Below are 17,390 nucleotides of genomic sequence, written 5' to 3' on the forward strand. Positions count from 1 at the left end.
ATAGAAAAAATCTTCATCTCGACCGAAGCAACGCGGAGTGGAGAGATCTTTGAACTATGTTCCCGAAAGGTTAAGATTTCTCTGCTGCGGTCGAAATGACGATCTCCCAAACCAGGTATTTTTATACTGTCCCGAATATTCGGAATCAGGATCTGTCAGTCTATAAGATCCTGAGATGAACTCAGGATGACGCGGAAATATACGATTTATTGAATATCTTCCAATGTGCCTAAAAATGCAATAATCTGTCTGATTTCCAGTTTGCTTAAGTTTAACTTATCGGCAGATAAAGTCTGGTTTTCAATATTGATCCCCATGCCTGCGCCTCCACCTTGATTATAAAAATCCATCACCTGCGCTAAGGTTTTATAAACACCATTGTGCATATATGGGCCTGTTTTGGTGATGTTTCTTAGGGTTGATGTTTTAAATGCATGTTTATATTGCGGGTAGGCATAAAGGGCATATCGGCCCAGGTCAGGATCTATTTTAGGCTTTAAGGTATCCGTAGTAGCGGGTACGCCTAAAACTTCTGCTTCACTTTTAATAAAGAGTGGTGATTGTGTACCATTAAATAAGGGTGCAAAATGACAGCTTCCACACTTTGCTTTTCCCATAAAAAGATTAAAACCTTCTTTTTCTTCTTGATTTAACTGTTTTTTATCTCCTTGCATGTAGCGGTCAAATCGGGAGTTAAACGGAGATAACGAACGGATATAAGATGCCAATGCATGCTGGATTTTCCATGGATCGGCTTTCGTAGTTTTATTTTGATAAGCTTTTTGAAATAAGGTTAGATAATTTTTTGATGAATTGATTCTCGTTGCAGCCTGTATTAGTGAACCATTCATTTCCTGTTTATGATGAACCACATCAAGCGCCTGATCTTCCAGGGTTCCTGCTTTTAAATCATAAAAGAATCCGCGCTGTAAACCAGCATAAGTTAAAGTTGGTGTATTTCTCAGTAGCGATTGTCCTTTTGATATTCCTGCTGCTTTGGTCAAACCATCGGTAAAGGCGAGTGATTGTTGATGGCAGCTGGCGCAGCTCCGGTTATTTCCATTAGAAAGCACTGCATCATTGAATAGAATTTTTCCAAGGGCAATTTTATCATCGTTGATAAATAAGGTACTGTTGCCTACAAATTTGTTTATGTTAAAAGCGTTTGCTTGGAACATACTTGTTGCATCGTCGCGAAGCGCACTGCCGCTGGCGGCAGTTGGTATTTTTTTTTCTAAACGAAGTAAATTGATGTGTTTGCTGATCGGATCAAGATATTCAGTTATAAAAGTTAAACGATCGAAATGATCAAAATCGGTATTTTTATCCAGGTGGCTTATCGCTGAAGGGATCAATTTATCTGGTGCGTCGTTTTCATACTTTGCCAGTACGTTTGCTATTCCTTGTAGTGCCGAAGCCGTTTCGGGTATCGATTGTAAGGCATTTGGCGTATCAAAACCAGTAATGCCTAAACTGGTAATCCTGAAAATTTCTAAACGGATAGCATCAAATAATTGTGCATCGGTAATCTGGTACTGTTCATTAAAGCGGCTAACACGTTGCAGGTTGAGTTGCATTTTTTTTACCTCATTCTCTAATTCCTTTCTGTTTTCTGTTGTTGGGGCTTCATAGATAATTTCTTCCATTACTTGGAAGCCTGTTGGATTTTCAATGAGATTTTCGCCCAGTTCAATTTCATCAATCGGCGCACCATTAAGCAGCACAGAAGTTGAAGGGAAAAAATACTCGATATAATACTCCAGCTGTTTGTATTTTATTCTCGCCTGTAGAAAAGATTGTTTAATTGCTTTTTCATCCCTGTTTTGAACAGCCATTGATAATTTTTGGTCAACAATACTTTGAAATTCAACAAGCTGTCTATCAAAATCTGCTTTTACCAACTCTGCATTTGATCTGTTTTCCGTTTTGCAGAAAATGGATAATAGGGTAGTAAGGGTAATCAGTACAATGAAAAAAACAATTTTTTTAAGGCTAGACATGCTGAGGTTGGAGTTGAAATAAAATAGAAATCCCTTCCGGCGTTTGCCGAAAGGGATAAAGAAATAAAATAGGTTATTTAGAAACGCCGCGAACGATTACAACTTGTCCGCCTTCGTTATTATTTACCAATCTTGTTGTACCACCATCAGCATTTTTGTATTTATCGCTTGTCCAGGTGTGCGGGTGTAAATTAACGATGAATGTATCAGGAATACCAGTCAGCGCAGAGATATCGTACATCGCGCCATATTCCCAGCTACTTAATTGTACACTGTTTGATGGGTTGTATTTAGCATTAAAGGTAGCATCTGTTCTGCGGTGGTTCATTTGTAACATCGGTTTTAACGATTTTGAAGCCATTGCAAATTGCCAGATGGTTCCATCATGGTCGTTATTTTTGTAGAACGAGTCTCCATCTTCCTGGATGTATACATAGTTTTCGGTTACACAAAGGTTATCTGGATTTACAATACTTTTTCCAGGGTTGTCATTTCCGTCAACGGCAACTTCTAACTTACCTTTTAGTGGATTGCTTGCATCTAATACCAGTTTATATACACGGCCCCACATGGTTTTTCCACTTACCGGTGTAAGTTTATCGCCCTGGCTAACACCAGTTGCAGTAAAATATACTTCCCGTCCGTTTGCTGCGCTGCCTTTTCTGTAATCGATATCTTCTACGCGGGCTAACATTAAAGCTTTTTTATCGATTGTTTGTTGCTGTAACTGTGCACCTGTACTGCTTTTTACGTTATCAAGCTCTACAAATTCCACATCATAGCTTTGTCCTTTGTCCATATTGGTTTCTATCGGATCGTTATTGCTGCGTTTCATCACATATAACTTTCCGTTTTCCAGGTCGCCCTGAGTGTTAGATACGTACATGGCCAATTGTCCATCGGTTTCATCTTCACCGATCAGTATAACGGTTTTGCCAGCATATGATGCTTTAGGGAGCGGCACTGCATTTTCAGCGCTCCATCTGCCCAATGCACTAACAGTTCTCTGTTTGTTCTTTTTATCTGCTGCAGCAAGTGGGTCGATGGCATGGATCATCGATTCTGCGCCGCTTTCTCCGGCAGTTAAGAAAACTGGTTTAGCAAAGCCATGTTCTTCTGGTGTTACCAACGTAGCAGAACATAAACGGGTCATACCGCCATCAGAATCTACAATATATTCTCCTTTTACAGGTTTGAAATTTTTATCTAAGTATACTCTCGATACAGATTGAAGAATTTCATGGTTATTAATCATGATGAAACCTTCACCGGCTGGATTTTTGATAATTCCTGCTCCATCAGGTTGTGCGCCAAATATAAAATTTGGTGATTCTGGCAGTACATCGTCTGAGCTGATCAGTGTGGTAATATTCAAGCTTTCGAAACCGGGCATGGTTTTAACCAATGAAGGGTTTACCGAATAATCTTTAAGCGCAACTGGAGTGGTTTCAGGAGTTTCTGGCTCATTATTCTTTTTACAGGCACTGATCACAACTGCCGAAGTAACGAATGCGGCAACAGCAAGGGCTAATGCCTTTTGCTTTAATAATGTTTTGTTCATAATTTTTGTTTTCCGTTTGAGGCAAAATTACATGGGCTATGTTTCCGGAAATTAAATTATATGTTAAGCTAAACTGCCTTATGCTATTTAGAATTGTTCTTTTGATCAACAAATTAACAAGGGATCTAATAAATAAAAGGGCGGGGAATTATACCCGATTTTAAGTAAGTTAAAGTCCGAAAGAGTACTACGCAACAATGATCGGGATTAAGAAAACAATGAATTTGATTAAGTAGATTCGAGATTTCGTCCTGCTGAACTTGTTTCAGCATCTTTATTGTAATGAGGACCCTGAAATAAATTCAGGGTGACGACCTTGATATATATCATTCCCGCCTGAAGCTTTTAAGCGTTCCATCATTGTTAAACTGAAGGTCGTAACGCTCGCGGCTGCCGTTAATGGTTGATGGGAACCAACGCATGCCATCATCCCAAATAGAAATATAGGCCATCGAGGTGGGTTTTGCACCTTCAACCTGAGCGGCTTTATCGTTATAAATCTGCATGACTTTTTGTGCAGCTGCAAAATTTATTTTACTTAAAGGAAAGGTCCTGCGCTCAATATTCCTGGCCTGTACAGGTTTTGGTTTAGACCAATAACCATCTTTGTATTGGTATGCATCTACATATTTAGGATTTTCGGGATGCTGTAAGGCCAGTTTAATGGAACCATCTTCATAAAAGTGCACAGATTCATATAGCACAATCTCTCTATCACGGTATTGTGGCAACTGCCTTAGTTTCTCTTCTGCCTGTGCTAATTGTGAAGCACTTAACATCTCTTTCCTGGCTTTTGCTACTGGTTTTTCTGTATTATTGTTTTTTGCCCCTGGCTGAGGCAGGTTCATATCCTTTAAAAATTCATTTACCCTTTTTTGGATTTCCTTGCTACCTGCTGGTGTTTGCTTTTGTTTTAATCGTTCCAGATCATGAAAAAGCTCTTTTGCCTTGTCCTGAAGTTCTGGCGTTTTAACCGTATCGCCGTTTATCACTATAAATTTCTCCTGATGATGTGTAGAAGTTGTTGTTTCAGTGGTTCCGGTATATTCGCCTTTTGATCCGATACGGTTTTCTTTATTGTATTTTTTAACTAATGAATCGTTTGGATGAAAGGTTTCATCCACACTTTTTGTGACCTGTTTGCAGCTCAAACACAAGAGGCAAGACAATATGATAAGCCAGGAAATATTATTTAAGCTCATCATCAGAATTCTCCTTTAATTTCGTTCAGGTCTTTTTCGAAAGCAATTTTCTCCGGATTTTCCTTAAGGTAAAAAATCGATACATATTCCAGCTTAGTGATATCCAGATCGAGCAGGTTAACAACCTTTTTAATATTCGCCCAGTGTTTATGATGGTATTGATCTGTAAATTCCAGTTCAAAATTAATCATTGGCTGTTCGTTAATAAAGGTTCCCGTCTGGCTGACCTTAATCAACCTGGCGGTTGTCTGCATACCTTTAAATTTGATCAGGAACAATTCATTTGGCTTACCCAAAAATTTGCTGTGGATAATGGCGCCTAAAATCCGATAAAAAAGAAGTGCTGCAGGGCAAACCAATAACGGATGGCCTATGCTCATAAAACGCCAGCCCATGCCTTCGCTTTCTGAGGAATAGGAATAAACAAAATAGCCGGCAACGATACAGGTAAAAGCGAGCCAACCCAAGTTAACCAACGCTACTATGGTTTTGTTTATGCTCACTTCTGTACTGGCGAAAATGAGATAAGGGACTTTGTTTGCCTCCTTATCCAACAGTATGCCCACGGTTTTACCAACCTCATAGCGGCGTTCATAAGGTTTTGAATCATTTATTGTGGTTTTTTGCCTGATTTCACTACCTGACAAGTTTTTAAACTGAAGTGTGAGTTCATAGGCATCATAAGCCGCGTTAGGTTTTGATACTTTTGCAGCCGCTATAATTTTAGCCTCGCGCGGCTCGCCAGTATTTTTGAGTTTTTCTATATTGCGCTTTATCGAAAAAATGCGGATTACCCATTTGCGGTAATAGCCTATTAAGAGAATAATCCACAATAGTAAAGAAACTGCTACCAAACTTAATGATAACCATGGATCTCTTTCCATCAGGTTCGGCATATTTTCGCTCTTAATGTTGTAATATAACAACATCGGGAAGGGAATGGCAAAAAACAACATATAAAGTATCCAGAATATCGAAAGTCCTTGTCTCATAGTTATCTGGTTGAGGTATTAATTGACTGAATTATTGAGTAACTAGATAAGTAACTACTAAAAAGGCATCTTTTCTACTGCAATGTTATTGTCCTTAGCGTATTTGTCTGCAAGTTTCCACAACTTATTATATTTCTCGATAAATGCGTCATAGGGTTTGGTATCGAGTTCAGTTAAGGCCCTGTTAATATTTTCCTCGGGCTCATGTTTGTCTATCATTTTGGCTATTTTGAGATGTTTCTCCTTGTAACTCGTTAAAACGTAGTTATGCAGTATAATTGAAGCATCCAGCATGGGTTTTGTTTCTGGAGTTGGCCGCAGTTTCTTTACTTTCTCTAAATTCTTTTCGGCCCTGGCAATCGAATTTTTCAGGTATTCTTCGCAACCGGTAACTTTGCCGGGACCAGATACGTTTTTAAGGTATTCTTGATAGCCTTCAAAATAGTAAGTGCCAAAACGCGATATATCATTCGCATTTAAGGCTGCCTGGTCAAAATATTCTTCAGGGGTATTTACCGTAAGGTTGCATGCGGTGATGGTCGAGACCATCACCATTAGCATGACATTTTTGATGTTGAGGCGCATAAACTTCTTTTAGTATTTACCAACAAATGAAGATTTGTCTTCGAACCATTTACCGATAAGCGGAACAGGTTTTAATGCACCATTGGCCGCATTGATAATACCCATAATCCACAAAACGATAAATACATATCCAATTAAGCCTAAAAATGATAAACTGGGTACCATACTGGCAATGATGGTAAGAACCACGCTAAAAATAATATTCACAATAGCCAATCCAAGCGACTGCCTTAAGTGGTATTTAAGCAAAGCATCAGCTTTGTCTTTTCCACTGAAATAAGCTACAAGCCATCCGATAATGGTGATGTAGGAAATGATTGAAAGGGTTTTGTTGTTCATGATGTCTGATTTTTAGATTGAAAAATTATTTAGGTCAAAGTTGAGATTAAACCTGGCCGTTTGAAAGATTTCTCCGCCTACAAAACATCTACTGTATTTTTTAAAAACGTCTACAATACATCTACAAGTATTTTTAAGTTGTTGTTAATTAGCGTTTTATGTTTTTTTGTTTTTTTTGGCTTTTGTCTACAATTTTACCCAAGCTCCAATCTTTATGCTAATTTTACGATATGAAGTATCTGGGTTTTAAAAACATATTACTCTTGATTTGGATCGTTATAGGTGGTTACACGGCCCAGGCGCAAAGCTTATTGGATAGTACAGCGCTCGATAATTTAAGTGAGCGGGATAAACCAGCCCTGCTTACGCAATTGGCAGAAAGATATAGGATTAATGCAAACTATGCAGCCGCAATTGCAAAGGCGCAACAAAGTGTAAGTTTGGCCATAAAACTCAAGAACTTTACCGAAGCCACAAAAGCATATGCCATGCTGGTTAATGTTTATGCAAATACGAAGCAGTTTGCTTTGTTGAAAAAAACGGGCTATACCACTTTATCTATTGGGCAAAAGGCACAACAGCCCATTGCCCTGGCTTATGCGTATTACGCGCAAGCTTTATTTTACAATGCTATAGACAATAATGAATTGGTAACTAAGTATTGCCAGATGGGGCTTAAAATGTTGGAGAAAAAATACGATCCTTATCTTACTGCTAAAATATATTACCAGTTATATGCACTGAATACGAGGTGGGACAATGTAAAAAATGTAAATAAATATGCCCAAAAGGCCACTGAAAATGCACTAAAAACAACTGATTACAACCTGTTAAGCAACTGTTATATTGCCCTGTCGGTAGCTGCTGATTACAATTTTGTAGCAACCAAGAGCGAATTACAGCGGGATAGCATTATTTACTACTTAAATAAAGTACAAGATCTTTATAAACAGTACCCCCAATACGTTGCCAGAAAAACATACGCTATGGCTTGCATCAATAGTGCAGATTATTATTTGAAATACTTTCCTGATACGGACCAGGCTGCGAAAGCAAATGCCATTCGGTATGCAAGCATGGCCAACGAGGTAATGAGAGGAGTGCTGAATGGGGAAGAGGTTAGGGCGAGCAGCTTGGGTATTTTGAGCGAATATGCCAAAAGAGATAAAAATACGGCCATGACTGAAGGGTATTTACAGGAGGCTTATAGTATCATGAAAGACCAGCAAGCGCCATATTACTACACGTTGATTAATATTGTAACGGCATTGTCCAGCTTTTATGAGCAAAATGGCAATTACGGAAAGGCACTTGAGTTTCAGAAAAAAGCAACAGCATACAATAGTAAACTTTTTGATCAGAGGCAGGCTTTAAATGCTCAAAAACTAGAAGTACAGTATGAAGCTGAAAAAAAAAACAATGAGGTGAGGCTGTTAAAACAGAGCGAAAAATATGCGCAGCAGCAAAAGTACCTCTACATTGGTATTGTCATTGCTTCGCTGTTGGGACTAATATTTATGTTCCGGTCTTACCATTTTAGGTTAAGATATTCATTACAGCGCGAAAAACAGTTGCATTTGGAAAAACAGGATGCTGAATTGCAGATGAAACTCGAAAAAGAAGAGCAGGCAAGGTTAAAAGCGGAGCAGCAATTATTGGAAAGTCAACAACAGCAGTTACAGAAAGAAGTAATGGCCAGCCAATTACAATTGGAGCATAAAAAAGAGATGCTTTTTCAGATCAAAGAAAAATTTAATGACAACCATCAACTGAATATTAACAAAATCTGGAATGAAGAGCTGCTTTTGGATAACGATTTTGAGGAAGCAAAATTTCAGATCCAACAGGTACATCCAGAATTTTTCTCTCTGCTAAATCAAAGGGCACAACAAAAACTCACCTCGCTTGACTTAAAACTCTGTGCTTACCTCCATTTAAAAATGGATACCAAAAAAATTGCCCAGCTGATGCATATCGAAGCCAAAAGTGTGCGCATGAGCCGCTACCGTGTTAAACAAAAACTGGGGCTTGACAAAGAAGAGGATTTGAATTTATTTTTGCAGAAAATGACTTAAAGCTTGTGGTTTTCTAAGTGTTTATTAGGGCGAAAAACAGGTTAGTGCAAATGGTTAAGCAAATTGAACTGTTTTTGTACTTCTGCCAATACCTGCTCTTTTTTACTGATTATTTTGCTCATTTCCAGCTTCTCCCTTGATAATTGCCCTTGTTGGTGTATTGCAGCATCCCGTATTTTTTCAGTATTAGTTTTGTTTTGACTGATCTGTTGCTGGGCAATAACTAAGCGGTCAAAAATTTCGGATTCTTTAACAGCCTTATAATAGTTGCTTGTTGCCGCTTTTAGTTCGTTGCCATATTTAATATCTCCTGTTTCCAGTGCATTTATTTCACTGATGATTTTATCCAATGCCTGTTCCTCGTCGGTTATTGCCTGCTGGGCACATTTAAAATCGCCAACAATCAGGCACTTCAGTTTCCGCTCATTAGGACCGTTTTTGCCCAGCATGATATTGAAAACGCCCCTTTCCTTTTGCTCCAGAACTGTTTTTAAATGAACTGCTTTTTTAGACTGGCAAGAAGACATGACCAAAATAAGCACTAAAAGGATGTTTCTTTGTAACATAACGGTTTACGCAGGATTTTTAAATTATTTTCGATTTAGATCTGTAATTAAAAGTGGATTGTCCTTCTTCAGTTTTTCGATCAGTTCTTGTACAGCACCTATTGTAGGGCTTTTTTTCAAATCTTCTACTTCTGCATTGGTAATGCCCACCAACTGTAAAAAGCTTACTTCGCCGTGAGGGGTGTCTATTTTCCCCAGTTCGGGATCTAAGGCAAAAACAAATCCCGTTATTTCAGTGTCAGTATTTAGTTTTATGGGACCGTTGGCTGGGATAAAGTGATTTTCTTCAAACCATTTTCCGCTCGAGAATACATACCTGGCCAGGTTATTCATTACGTTTATGGCCCAAATGGGATCATGCTCATCATCTTTGAATGGGACCAGTCTAAACGTAAATTCAAAACCCCATTTGCTAAATTCTCCGCCAGCTTTTTCTTCGTTATAATACAGTTCACTCATACCATAACTGATCATGTGCCGATGAAAGGTTTGGTGGCTGCTATCATAAATGCTGGCGCCATCTATCGGGTCAGTACCACCGGCTGCATAATGGATTCCGCACAATGGTGGGTAATGGCGTGCTTCCATACTGCCATATATCTTCTCCAATTGATCATCTATCGCCTGCCATCCAGGTGTATCTTCTGTGGTAAACTGTTGTTTATAAATTTCGGGGTTCATCATAATTTTTTACATTTTAAATGATGTATTTGCTTTTCAAAGATTTTGCCATTTATTCTCATAACACGTTTTTCTGCTGTTGGCTGCTGCTTTATTGGGAAAATATCGTAGTGCCGTCAATAGCCAGCGTTTTTACGTAAAAGCTCATCTGTGGAGCGGTGTTACCGCTGGTAATATAAAAGCTTTCAGACGAAGCCGCAGGCTGCGCATCTGTAAATGTCATTTTACGTGGGTTTTTTATGTCGCTAACGGTTACCATCGTAATCACGCCCGATGTATTTTTAAGCTGCCCTGCCACCCATTTAAGTAAAAATTCGTCAGGGTTCTGACCGAGTTCTATACTAATGCTGCAATTGCCATTATTAATCAATTTGCTTTCATCCTGGCTATAAAAAGGATTGTTTAATGAATAATTAGCGCCATAAAGCTTGTAGCTATAGCTGGTATTGGTGGCCTTATCCGTTAATTTTAATTCAATTTCCGCCTGCGCCTCATTTTGTGCAATTGCATTAAAACTGCATAACAATAATAAGAGGATTAGGGTTTTGTTATACCATTTAGTTTTCATAAGGGACGTTATTAAGTTGATGTTAAGAAGCAAAATTGAATTTTCCTTCGAATATTTTTCCAATGAGTGGAACAGGTTTTTCCAGTTCGTTGTTGGCTGCTATAATGCCAAGCAATAACAGTACAAATGGAATTAATAAAATAAGATAAAAAATAGCGCCTAAAGATGGAATAATCGCTAAAATAACACTGCTCAAAATACTTAAAAGAATAGACGTGATGATCAGTCCGAGCGATTGCCCAAGGTGATAATTAACCAGTTTACTTTTTTCTGCTGATTTTTTAAACTCCAGGTAAGAAATAATCCAACCGATTAGTGTAATGTAGGCCACAATAGCCATTGTTTTCTGTTTCATGTGATTAAATTTTTGGTGAATTGAATAACTCAAAGTTATGGGCGTTTAAACCATCAGCCAAGAAAAGGCGGGCTACACAGCGACTACCTGTTTTTAAAATAGCGTCTACAAGGAGACTACAAAAGCCGTTTAAACCGCTATACCCCACTTATTTGTTGTACTTCTGCTTTTATAAAAGTGTTTCTTTTCTATTTTTGAATATGCAGCTACCACTGAAAACTTTATTAAGCCTCTTTATCTGTCTTTTCCTTTTTTTTAAAAGTGCAGAGGGCCAAAAAATCTATCTCGATTCGTTAAACCATTTACTTGCACAAAAGGGTACAACCAAAGAGCTGCGTGTAAATATATTGTGCAAGCTCGCTAAGGCTAATTTTGAAAAAAATCTTCCACTATCTTTCCAATTGGCCGATCAGGCCCTTCGGATTAGTGCGGGGCTAAAGGATGGAAAAAGTAAAGCGATGACCTATGCCACCCTGGTACATTTATATGTTTGGAAAAAAGACATGAAAAACGCCTATCAAAGCCTTGATAGTGCCATGTACTATGCAAAGAAAACTAAAGATAGGGTTACCTTAGGTTTTGTATGGTTTAGAAATGGCTGGCTAGATCTTATTAATGATGAGAATGATAAATCTATCACCAAACTCTTTAAAGCACTCGATTTTTTTAAAGGAGAAAATGCTTACGAATATGAGAGTACCATATATCATTATCTGGCCAGCTTTTATGGATATGGGAACAATCCATCTAAACAACAAAAATATGCCGATCTATGCTATCTAACGGCAGTAAAAAGCCAGCAGGTAGATCTGTTGAATAATGCTTATTTTACCATAGGACAAACTTTTTTTGACCACTTTAAGCTGGATACCACAAAACGTAATCTGCTGGATTCGGCTTTAAAGGTTTACAAAAAATCACTTTGGCTCTCTAAAAAACAAGAAGGACGTTTGCTTGTATATAGCAATACTGCCGCAGTAGCGCTAAATACTGCCAATACCTATTTTCAGTACTTTCCGGCAACCTATCGCGATAGCGCAGAAAAATATGTGGATGAGGCGATTGAAATTGCCACAAAAACGAATTTACAGGAGATTTTATTAAATTGTTACGGGTTAAAAAGTGAATATTACCTGCGGGATGGTAATTATGATCAGGCTGAGAAAATATTATTAACCGGTTTGGGCAAAACAGAAGATGGAGTGGTTAAAATGCCGCTCACAAAGTCCAGAATATTTCAGGGCCTCTCCAATATTGCTGAGAAAAAAGGAGATAAGGCAGCAGCGCTAAATTATCTAAAAGCATACGTTGCGAATTATAAAAAAGCTTTCGACGAAGAGAAAATAAATAACACCGTCAGGATCGAGGCACAATATCAGTCTGAAAAAAAAGAACAGGAAATCGCATATCTCCATCAACAAAGTGCCTACACGAAAAAATTAAATGTTTTCTACATCATTTCGGGGCTTACCGGGATAGTAGCCTTACTTTTCCTGTTAATCTCCTACAACTATAAACTCAAAGCCTCGGTCAGGAAACAGGAGTTGATTGACCAGCAAAAGGGTGCTGCAGAACTAAAAGCACAATTAAAAGAAGCCGAAGCGTTGCAGTTAAAGGCTGAGCAGGCTTTACTTAAAGAACGGCAGGAACGGTTGGAAAAAGAGGTATTAGCGGGTAATTTGCAGATTGAAGAAAAAAATGAACTGCTGGAACTCATATCAGGCAAGGTAAACAGTGAGAGCCATCTTTCGCTCGATGAACAGATTAAACGCATTGTGAATCAACAGAAAAAGATGGATAAAGAGTTTGAAGAATATAAAATAGATTTTTTTGACGCTAATCCTGCTTTTTTTGAACGCCTGCAAGATAAAGCAAACCATACACTTACCCGGCTAGACTTAAAATACTGCTCATATATGTTGATGGGTTTTACCAATAAAGAGGTTTCCATCCGTCTGGGTATCGAACCCAAGAGTGTGCGCATGAGCCGCTACCGCATTAAACAAAAACTGGGCTTGGGAAAAGACGACGATCTTAACCTGTTTCTTCAGCAAATAGGTCATTAAATTGTGCTTTAGATAATATAGTTGTTTCGCGCTGCAGAGAATCGGAAATATATGGTATGTAAATAATCCTTACAGCAATATGTGCAATGTTATATTTAAGTACCTGGTACAGGTAAATATAATTTAACCACAGATGTTCCGATTTTCAGGAGATAAAAAGAATGCACACAGACTTTTTATATCTGTGTGCATCTGTGGTTAAAAACCCAACCTTTAAAATTAGTTCTTTACCAATGTAGGTTTAGGCTGGTAATAAAATTCTTCTTCTTCAAAAGTATCTTCATCTCTCTTTTCTGTATGATTAGCAGGTATAAGTTCATCTATTCTCACCATAGGGCCGTTTTTAGCCAGCTCACTACCGGCAACTTTCGACTTGAAAATAGGCCATAACAATTGTGCATACCATTGGTCGCCTTCGTAATGCGAAATGCCATAAGCCTTAGGGTATTTGCGGGTAATTAAAGCGGTGCCAAAAATAATATCCCATAAGAAAAACATATTGCCGAAGTTGCCCTTGTAGTAACCCACGCCATCATCTGTTGTAGCCGCATGGTGTGCATGGTGGGTAGCAGGTGTAGAAATCGTTCTTTCCAATACCCAGGCCAGTGGGTGCAGTATTTTGTATTTGTAAAAAGGTTTATCCCACGGAATACTCGAGTGGGCCAGGGTGGTAATAGTACCTTTAATTCCTCTTACCACAATAGCAGGTATGCCAAGTCCTAAATATACCAGGGCTGTGGTTAAGTACGTTTGCGAAAAAAACAGGGTATAAATGGCATTCTGCCTGCTGGCCATGGCCATGCCCATGTACGATGCAGAATGGTGAGTACGGTGAAAACGCCATAACCACGGAATTTCATGGTGCAGCCTGTGGTACCAATACTGGGTAAGATCATCGGCAATGGCAATAATGATACAGCCCCAAAAGAAAGGAACCCACTCAAAGGTATTCTTTAAGCCAGGCAGTACGGCTGGTAAAAATTTTAAACCATAGTAGGCCACAATTGGCCTGATTACCAACCTGGGCAGGGTAAAGCAGGCAATATCAACAAAACGTTCGTTTTTTGGCCACTTACCTTTATATAGGCCAAAAGAAAATTCAAGTACGCCAATAAAGAATACTAAAAAGGGAAAACCGAAACCATTCAGGTTTTCGATTATGTTTTTGATAAAATTAATCACTGGTTCCATTGCTTGATGAATTTTTAGGGTTTACAGACTTAGTTTTTTCAGCTTTATGCTGTTGTTTTAACCAGGGCCTATCGCCGGTGATGTAAAATGTAACGAACATTAACACAATGGGCAATACATAGATAAAGAGGCTTAATACCGCATTTCTAATAATTTTCTGTCGGGTTTTTTCTTCGATTTTCATGATTCATAGGGTTTTAGTTTTTGTTAATGGTTTGTGGTGCTGGCTTGTTGCCAAGTAAACGCTGGGTAAGGTAAAGGCCACCAAAAATGATGATAAAGGGGATCAGGGTTACAATAATGCCCACCAATATCTTTTTCCCTAGGATGCTAAAGTCTGATACTGTCATTTTTTTCTTTTTAAATTAATAATTAATTATATCCGGGATTTTGTGTGAGTAGTGTGTTGAGTTCTCTTTCGGTTTGAGGGATCGGAAACAGGATATTTTTTGAGGAAACAGCCGATTTTTCGGGGATTTTTTTGAGGGCATCTACATAAATATTACCGTCCTGTCTTACCAGATCGAACCAGCGATAGCCTTCCTGGATAAATTCTTTTAAGGGGATTTTTGTCCGGTGCGGAACGCAAAGCTTCCATCGGCTGCGCGGGTTACGGCATGTGTAGTTCCTTTTATGGCCAAAACCACATTGCCGATAGGCTGTTTCGTTATCGAATCTTTTACTGATCCTATTACCGTTGAGCTAATGATTGGGATACTTTGCTGTGCGCTTGCATTTTTGGTAAAGGTGGCAATTGCAGGAAATACCATCAGCCTGGCGGCTATTTTTTTTCTATGGATAGGTTTTTCCATATATTTATGCAGTTTTATTTAATGATTTGAATTGTTAGTAAAACTTGATAACCAGAAGTGATTGGCGTTACACTGGTTATCGAATAATATCCGGCAGGGCTTCCCTGTCGGTTTTGTTTTTTATAATAGACACTATCTCATTTTGTACGCTGTTTAAAAAGCTACACTTCTGCAGTTAGCCTTAGGCCAGTAATTATTTAATAAAGAAAAATGGGGGTGATGAGCGCTGCTGTATTAGCAACAACAGGAAAGGCACATTCGCATGGAAACAAATTGTAAATGTTGCATTGTACTTTTTAATTTGTCGTTAATATAATTAACATCATTTTGACAAATATATATAAAATTTTTATAAAAACTACAAAAACTATAGAATTTATAGTTTTTGTAAAAAAAGACATTCATTCCTAAAATAAAATTTAAGGCTTCACCAAATAAAGATCAGTAAGGAGAGCTTATTCTAAGTTTTTTAATCGTGGTGTTGAGGAGGATATTCTAATTTCTTTATGCTCTTTAGGAGAGGAGAGCCTGTAAAACAGCAGCCAATAAGTGATGGCCATAATCAACATACCTAAGAGCGCACTGATTATATCATTCCTTTTCATACTTGTCTTGCTGCAAAAAAAATGCCGATACGCCGATATCGATCCCAATAATTGTTTTTCTTCTTCTTTTTTATTGATTCTTAATTTTTACGAACAAGTTACAGATCTGCTTTTGGGAAGCGAGGAGGGCTCTGGGCACACTATAAACAAAAAAAGCCCAGATAATTAGGGCTTTTTTATTGCGATAATATATTTCGCTATACCTGGAGGAACTTAAAGTTTTATTTCTCCGGTAGTGGGGTGAGGTTATTTTGATTGATATTTCTGTCCTAAATACTGGTGCCTGATAATAGTCTGCTGTAATGGGTGGTGGCATTTCCATCTCTGAGCGCTTTATAATGTGGCAACATAATTTCTACTCCGGCCTGGTTAAACTGATCCTGGATGTTTACATACAAAGCAGATAGATTACGGCCTGCCGGTTTGGCGATTGAGTAAAGGCATTTAATTTATGACTTACAAAATTTATCTTACGTCCAATAACTGTTTAATGATTCAATTTACATAACTGAATGAACTTTGGGCACGGAATCGCACGATCAAGCCTCCTGGAATATTCTTCATTAACATTAAATCCTAAAGAATATGCTAAAATCATGTTATAGGAACACAAAAACTTTTCAATCAAAAAAAGTTCAAACAGTGCAAGGCCATCAACATATTTACTACGATTTGCATTGGTTGGGGAGTAAATCCTTTCGAAATGTTAGCAAACTAATAATGGGAACTTATTCCACCCTCAGAGGAGTGACAGTTTTCATAAAAGAAAAAAGCCTGAAATCAGAAGATTTCAGGCTTTAATTTTTGGCGGAGAGCGAGGGATTCGAACCCCCGGACCTGTTACAGTCAACAGTTTTCAAGACTGCCGCATTCGACCACTCTGCCAGCTCTCCGCTGCAAAAGTACGAACTTGGCGCAAATCTGCAAATGATTTTCATTCAAATATTTGCATAAATATTTTAAGCGTTGCTAATCATTTAGTTAGCTCGCATAAAAACTTCTAAAAAAACAAATAAAGGGCCAATAATGGCCATTTTAGTAGCAATTTTGGACTTTAGGTTTAAACTAAAGCGCCTGTTTAGGGTAAATTTTTTCCCGGTCTACCGATAAAATACCATTTCCCTCAATTGCAAAACAAACCAGTCCGATTAATACGGAGACCGAAAACCAAAATTCTGAATAGGGTTTAAAAATACCACCAGAAATATTCACAAAGAATACCGCCCCGATCAGTATTGGTAAATTAACCAGGCAGAATACACGGGTATGTGTGCCCAGGGTAATGGCTAAGCCTCCAATTAGGTGTAACATAATAATCAGGTGCGCCAGTAAGCTAATGCTCACAGCTGTGCCTAAGAAAGCGCCCCTCATTAAATTACTAAAGGCTTGCATATTGATGTAGAAATCAATACCCTTCCAAATTAAAATAAGGCCTAATAAGATTCTAAAATAGTCTAACCATTTTGGGTGATGGTGATCGCCCCAGCTTTGGATTTTCTTAAGCATGTTCATAACTTCTATATTTTGGTTATGACAATTTACGGAAAAATTAAGAAAATAACAATGGCTAGCTAATTGTTTGATTTTGAGATGGAAAATAACACGCTTCAATTCTTGATGTGCTTAATTTACTAATTATCTACACCCAATTGAATGGCCGGAAATGTACGGTAATATCTTTCGACTCCGATACCATTAGACTTCAATAAAAAGAGTCGTCATCTCCTTTGGTTTATCAAACTGATTTTTCTTCTTTCAAATAGTATTACAAGAAGAAAGCTTGGTAAGCGTT

19 protein-coding genes and 1 tRNA gene are annotated in these 17,390 nt (G+C 38.1%); 2 read left to right on the forward strand and 18 right to left on the reverse strand.

The features are described from left to right. Window positions 1–206: 206 nt before the first annotated feature. The 6 genes from AC1RJ8_RS14685 to AC1RJ8_RS14710 form a co-directional block, all read right to left on the reverse strand. Window positions 207–2,000, reverse strand: coding sequence for a cytochrome-c peroxidase (locus tag AC1RJ8_RS14685; RefSeq protein ID WP_492954472.1), 1,794 nt, complete (start codon window positions 1,998–2,000; stop codon window positions 207–209). A gap of 73 nt (window positions 2,001–2,073) precedes the next feature. Next, entirely contained in the window at window positions 2,074–3,561 is a 1,488-nt protein-coding gene (locus AC1RJ8_RS14690; RefSeq protein WP_492954473.1) for a PhoX family protein, read from the reverse strand. Between the two features lie 326 nt (window positions 3,562–3,887). Further along, window positions 3,888–4,685: a hypothetical protein gene (locus AC1RJ8_RS14695; protein ID WP_492954474.1), complete on the reverse strand. Its 798-nt coding sequence runs from the start codon at window positions 4,683–4,685 to the stop codon at window positions 3,888–3,890. Window positions 4,686–4,765: 80 nt separating this feature from the next. Further along, window positions 4,766–5,755 carry a hypothetical protein gene (locus AC1RJ8_RS14700; protein WP_492954475.1) on the reverse strand — a complete coding sequence of 330 codons (990 nt, stop codon included), beginning with the start codon at window positions 5,753–5,755 and terminating at the stop codon, window positions 4,766–4,768. 57 nt (window positions 5,756–5,812) lie between these two features. Further along, window positions 5,813–6,340, reverse strand: a complete 528-nt coding sequence (locus tag AC1RJ8_RS14705) for a hypothetical protein (RefSeq protein WP_492954476.1) — start codon at window positions 6,338–6,340, stop codon at window positions 5,813–5,815. A gap of 9 nt (window positions 6,341–6,349) precedes the next feature. Next, window positions 6,350–6,679 carry a magnetosome magnetite crystal formation protein family gene (locus tag AC1RJ8_RS14710; RefSeq protein WP_492954477.1) on the reverse strand — a complete coding sequence of 110 codons (330 nt, stop codon included), beginning with the start codon at window positions 6,677–6,679 and terminating at the stop codon, window positions 6,350–6,352. Between the two features lie 230 nt (window positions 6,680–6,909). Between AC1RJ8_RS14710 and AC1RJ8_RS14715 the strand changes: the two genes are divergently transcribed. Further along, entirely contained in the window at window positions 6,910–8,754 is a 1,845-nt protein-coding gene (locus tag AC1RJ8_RS14715; protein WP_492954478.1) for a helix-turn-helix transcriptional regulator, read from the forward strand. A gap of 41 nt (window positions 8,755–8,795) precedes the next feature. Here the strand turns inward: AC1RJ8_RS14715 and AC1RJ8_RS14720 are convergent, their stop codons facing one another. From AC1RJ8_RS14720 to AC1RJ8_RS14735, 4 genes are all read right to left on the reverse strand, one after another. Beyond that, window positions 8,796–9,320 (reverse strand): hypothetical protein, encoded by a 525-nt coding sequence (locus AC1RJ8_RS14720; RefSeq protein WP_492954479.1) that lies wholly within the window; start codon window positions 9,318–9,320, stop codon window positions 8,796–8,798. A gap of 24 nt (window positions 9,321–9,344) precedes the next feature. Then, window positions 9,345–10,004 (reverse strand): suppressor of fused domain protein, encoded by a 660-nt coding sequence (locus AC1RJ8_RS14725; protein WP_492954480.1) that lies wholly within the window; start codon window positions 10,002–10,004, stop codon window positions 9,345–9,347. 88 nt (window positions 10,005–10,092) lie between these two features. Continuing rightward, the gene (locus AC1RJ8_RS14730; protein WP_492954481.1) at window positions 10,093–10,569 is read right to left on the reverse strand and encodes a hypothetical protein; all 477 of its coding nucleotides are present in this window, start codon (window positions 10,567–10,569) and stop codon (window positions 10,093–10,095) included. Between the two features lie 22 nt (window positions 10,570–10,591). Beyond that, window positions 10,592–10,924, reverse strand: coding sequence for a magnetosome magnetite crystal formation protein family (locus AC1RJ8_RS14735; RefSeq protein ID WP_426327951.1), 333 nt, complete (start codon window positions 10,922–10,924; stop codon window positions 10,592–10,594). Window positions 10,925–11,124: 200 nt separating this feature from the next. Here AC1RJ8_RS14735 and AC1RJ8_RS14740 point away from each other — a divergent pair, with 200 nt between their 5' ends. Continuing rightward, on the forward strand, window positions 11,125–12,990 hold the full coding sequence (locus tag AC1RJ8_RS14740) for a LuxR C-terminal-related transcriptional regulator (protein ID WP_492954482.1): 1,866 nt from the start codon (window positions 11,125–11,127) through the stop codon (window positions 12,988–12,990). A 219-nt stretch (window positions 12,991–13,209) separates the two neighbouring features. Here the strand turns inward: AC1RJ8_RS14740 and AC1RJ8_RS14745 are convergent, their stop codons facing one another. From AC1RJ8_RS14745 to AC1RJ8_RS14780, 8 genes are all read right to left on the reverse strand, one after another. Then, window positions 13,210–14,181, reverse strand: a complete 972-nt coding sequence (locus AC1RJ8_RS14745; protein ID WP_492954483.1) for a sterol desaturase family protein — start codon at window positions 14,179–14,181, stop codon at window positions 13,210–13,212. Continuing rightward, window positions 14,165–14,365, reverse strand: a complete 201-nt coding sequence (locus AC1RJ8_RS14750; RefSeq protein ID WP_477581620.1) for a hypothetical protein — start codon at window positions 14,363–14,365, stop codon at window positions 14,165–14,167. Before AC1RJ8_RS14750 ends, AC1RJ8_RS14745 begins: the two co-directional genes overlap by 17 nt. A 13-nt stretch (window positions 14,366–14,378) precedes the next feature. Then, window positions 14,379–14,531: a hypothetical protein gene (locus tag AC1RJ8_RS14755; protein WP_492954484.1), complete on the reverse strand. Its 153-nt coding sequence runs from the start codon at window positions 14,529–14,531 to the stop codon at window positions 14,379–14,381. A gap of 22 nt (window positions 14,532–14,553) precedes the next feature. After that, window positions 14,554–14,748 (reverse strand): RagB/SusD family nutrient uptake outer membrane protein, encoded by a 195-nt coding sequence (locus AC1RJ8_RS14760; protein ID WP_492954492.1) that lies wholly within the window; start codon window positions 14,746–14,748, stop codon window positions 14,554–14,556. Beyond that, window positions 14,739–14,993 (reverse strand): hypothetical protein, encoded by a 255-nt coding sequence (locus AC1RJ8_RS14765; RefSeq protein WP_492954485.1) that lies wholly within the window; start codon window positions 14,991–14,993, stop codon window positions 14,739–14,741. Before AC1RJ8_RS14765 ends, AC1RJ8_RS14760 begins: the two co-directional genes overlap by 10 nt. An 874-nt stretch (window positions 14,994–15,867) precedes the next feature. Beyond that, window positions 15,868–15,996 carry a hypothetical protein gene (locus AC1RJ8_RS14770; protein ID WP_492954486.1) on the reverse strand — a complete coding sequence of 43 codons (129 nt, stop codon included), beginning with the start codon at window positions 15,994–15,996 and terminating at the stop codon, window positions 15,868–15,870. Window positions 15,997–16,403: 407 nt separating this feature from the next. Beyond that, window positions 16,404–16,491: transfer RNA gene (locus AC1RJ8_RS14775), tRNA-Ser, on the reverse strand. A 172-nt stretch (window positions 16,492–16,663) separates the two neighbouring features. Beyond that, the gene (locus AC1RJ8_RS14780; RefSeq protein WP_492954487.1) at window positions 16,664–17,104 is read right to left on the reverse strand and encodes a DoxX family protein; all 441 of its coding nucleotides are present in this window, start codon (window positions 17,102–17,104) and stop codon (window positions 16,664–16,666) included. Window positions 17,105–17,390 lie beyond the last annotated feature (286 nt).

It is taken from the genome of Pedobacter sp. GW822-FHT03F06 (genome assembly GCF_058801365.1).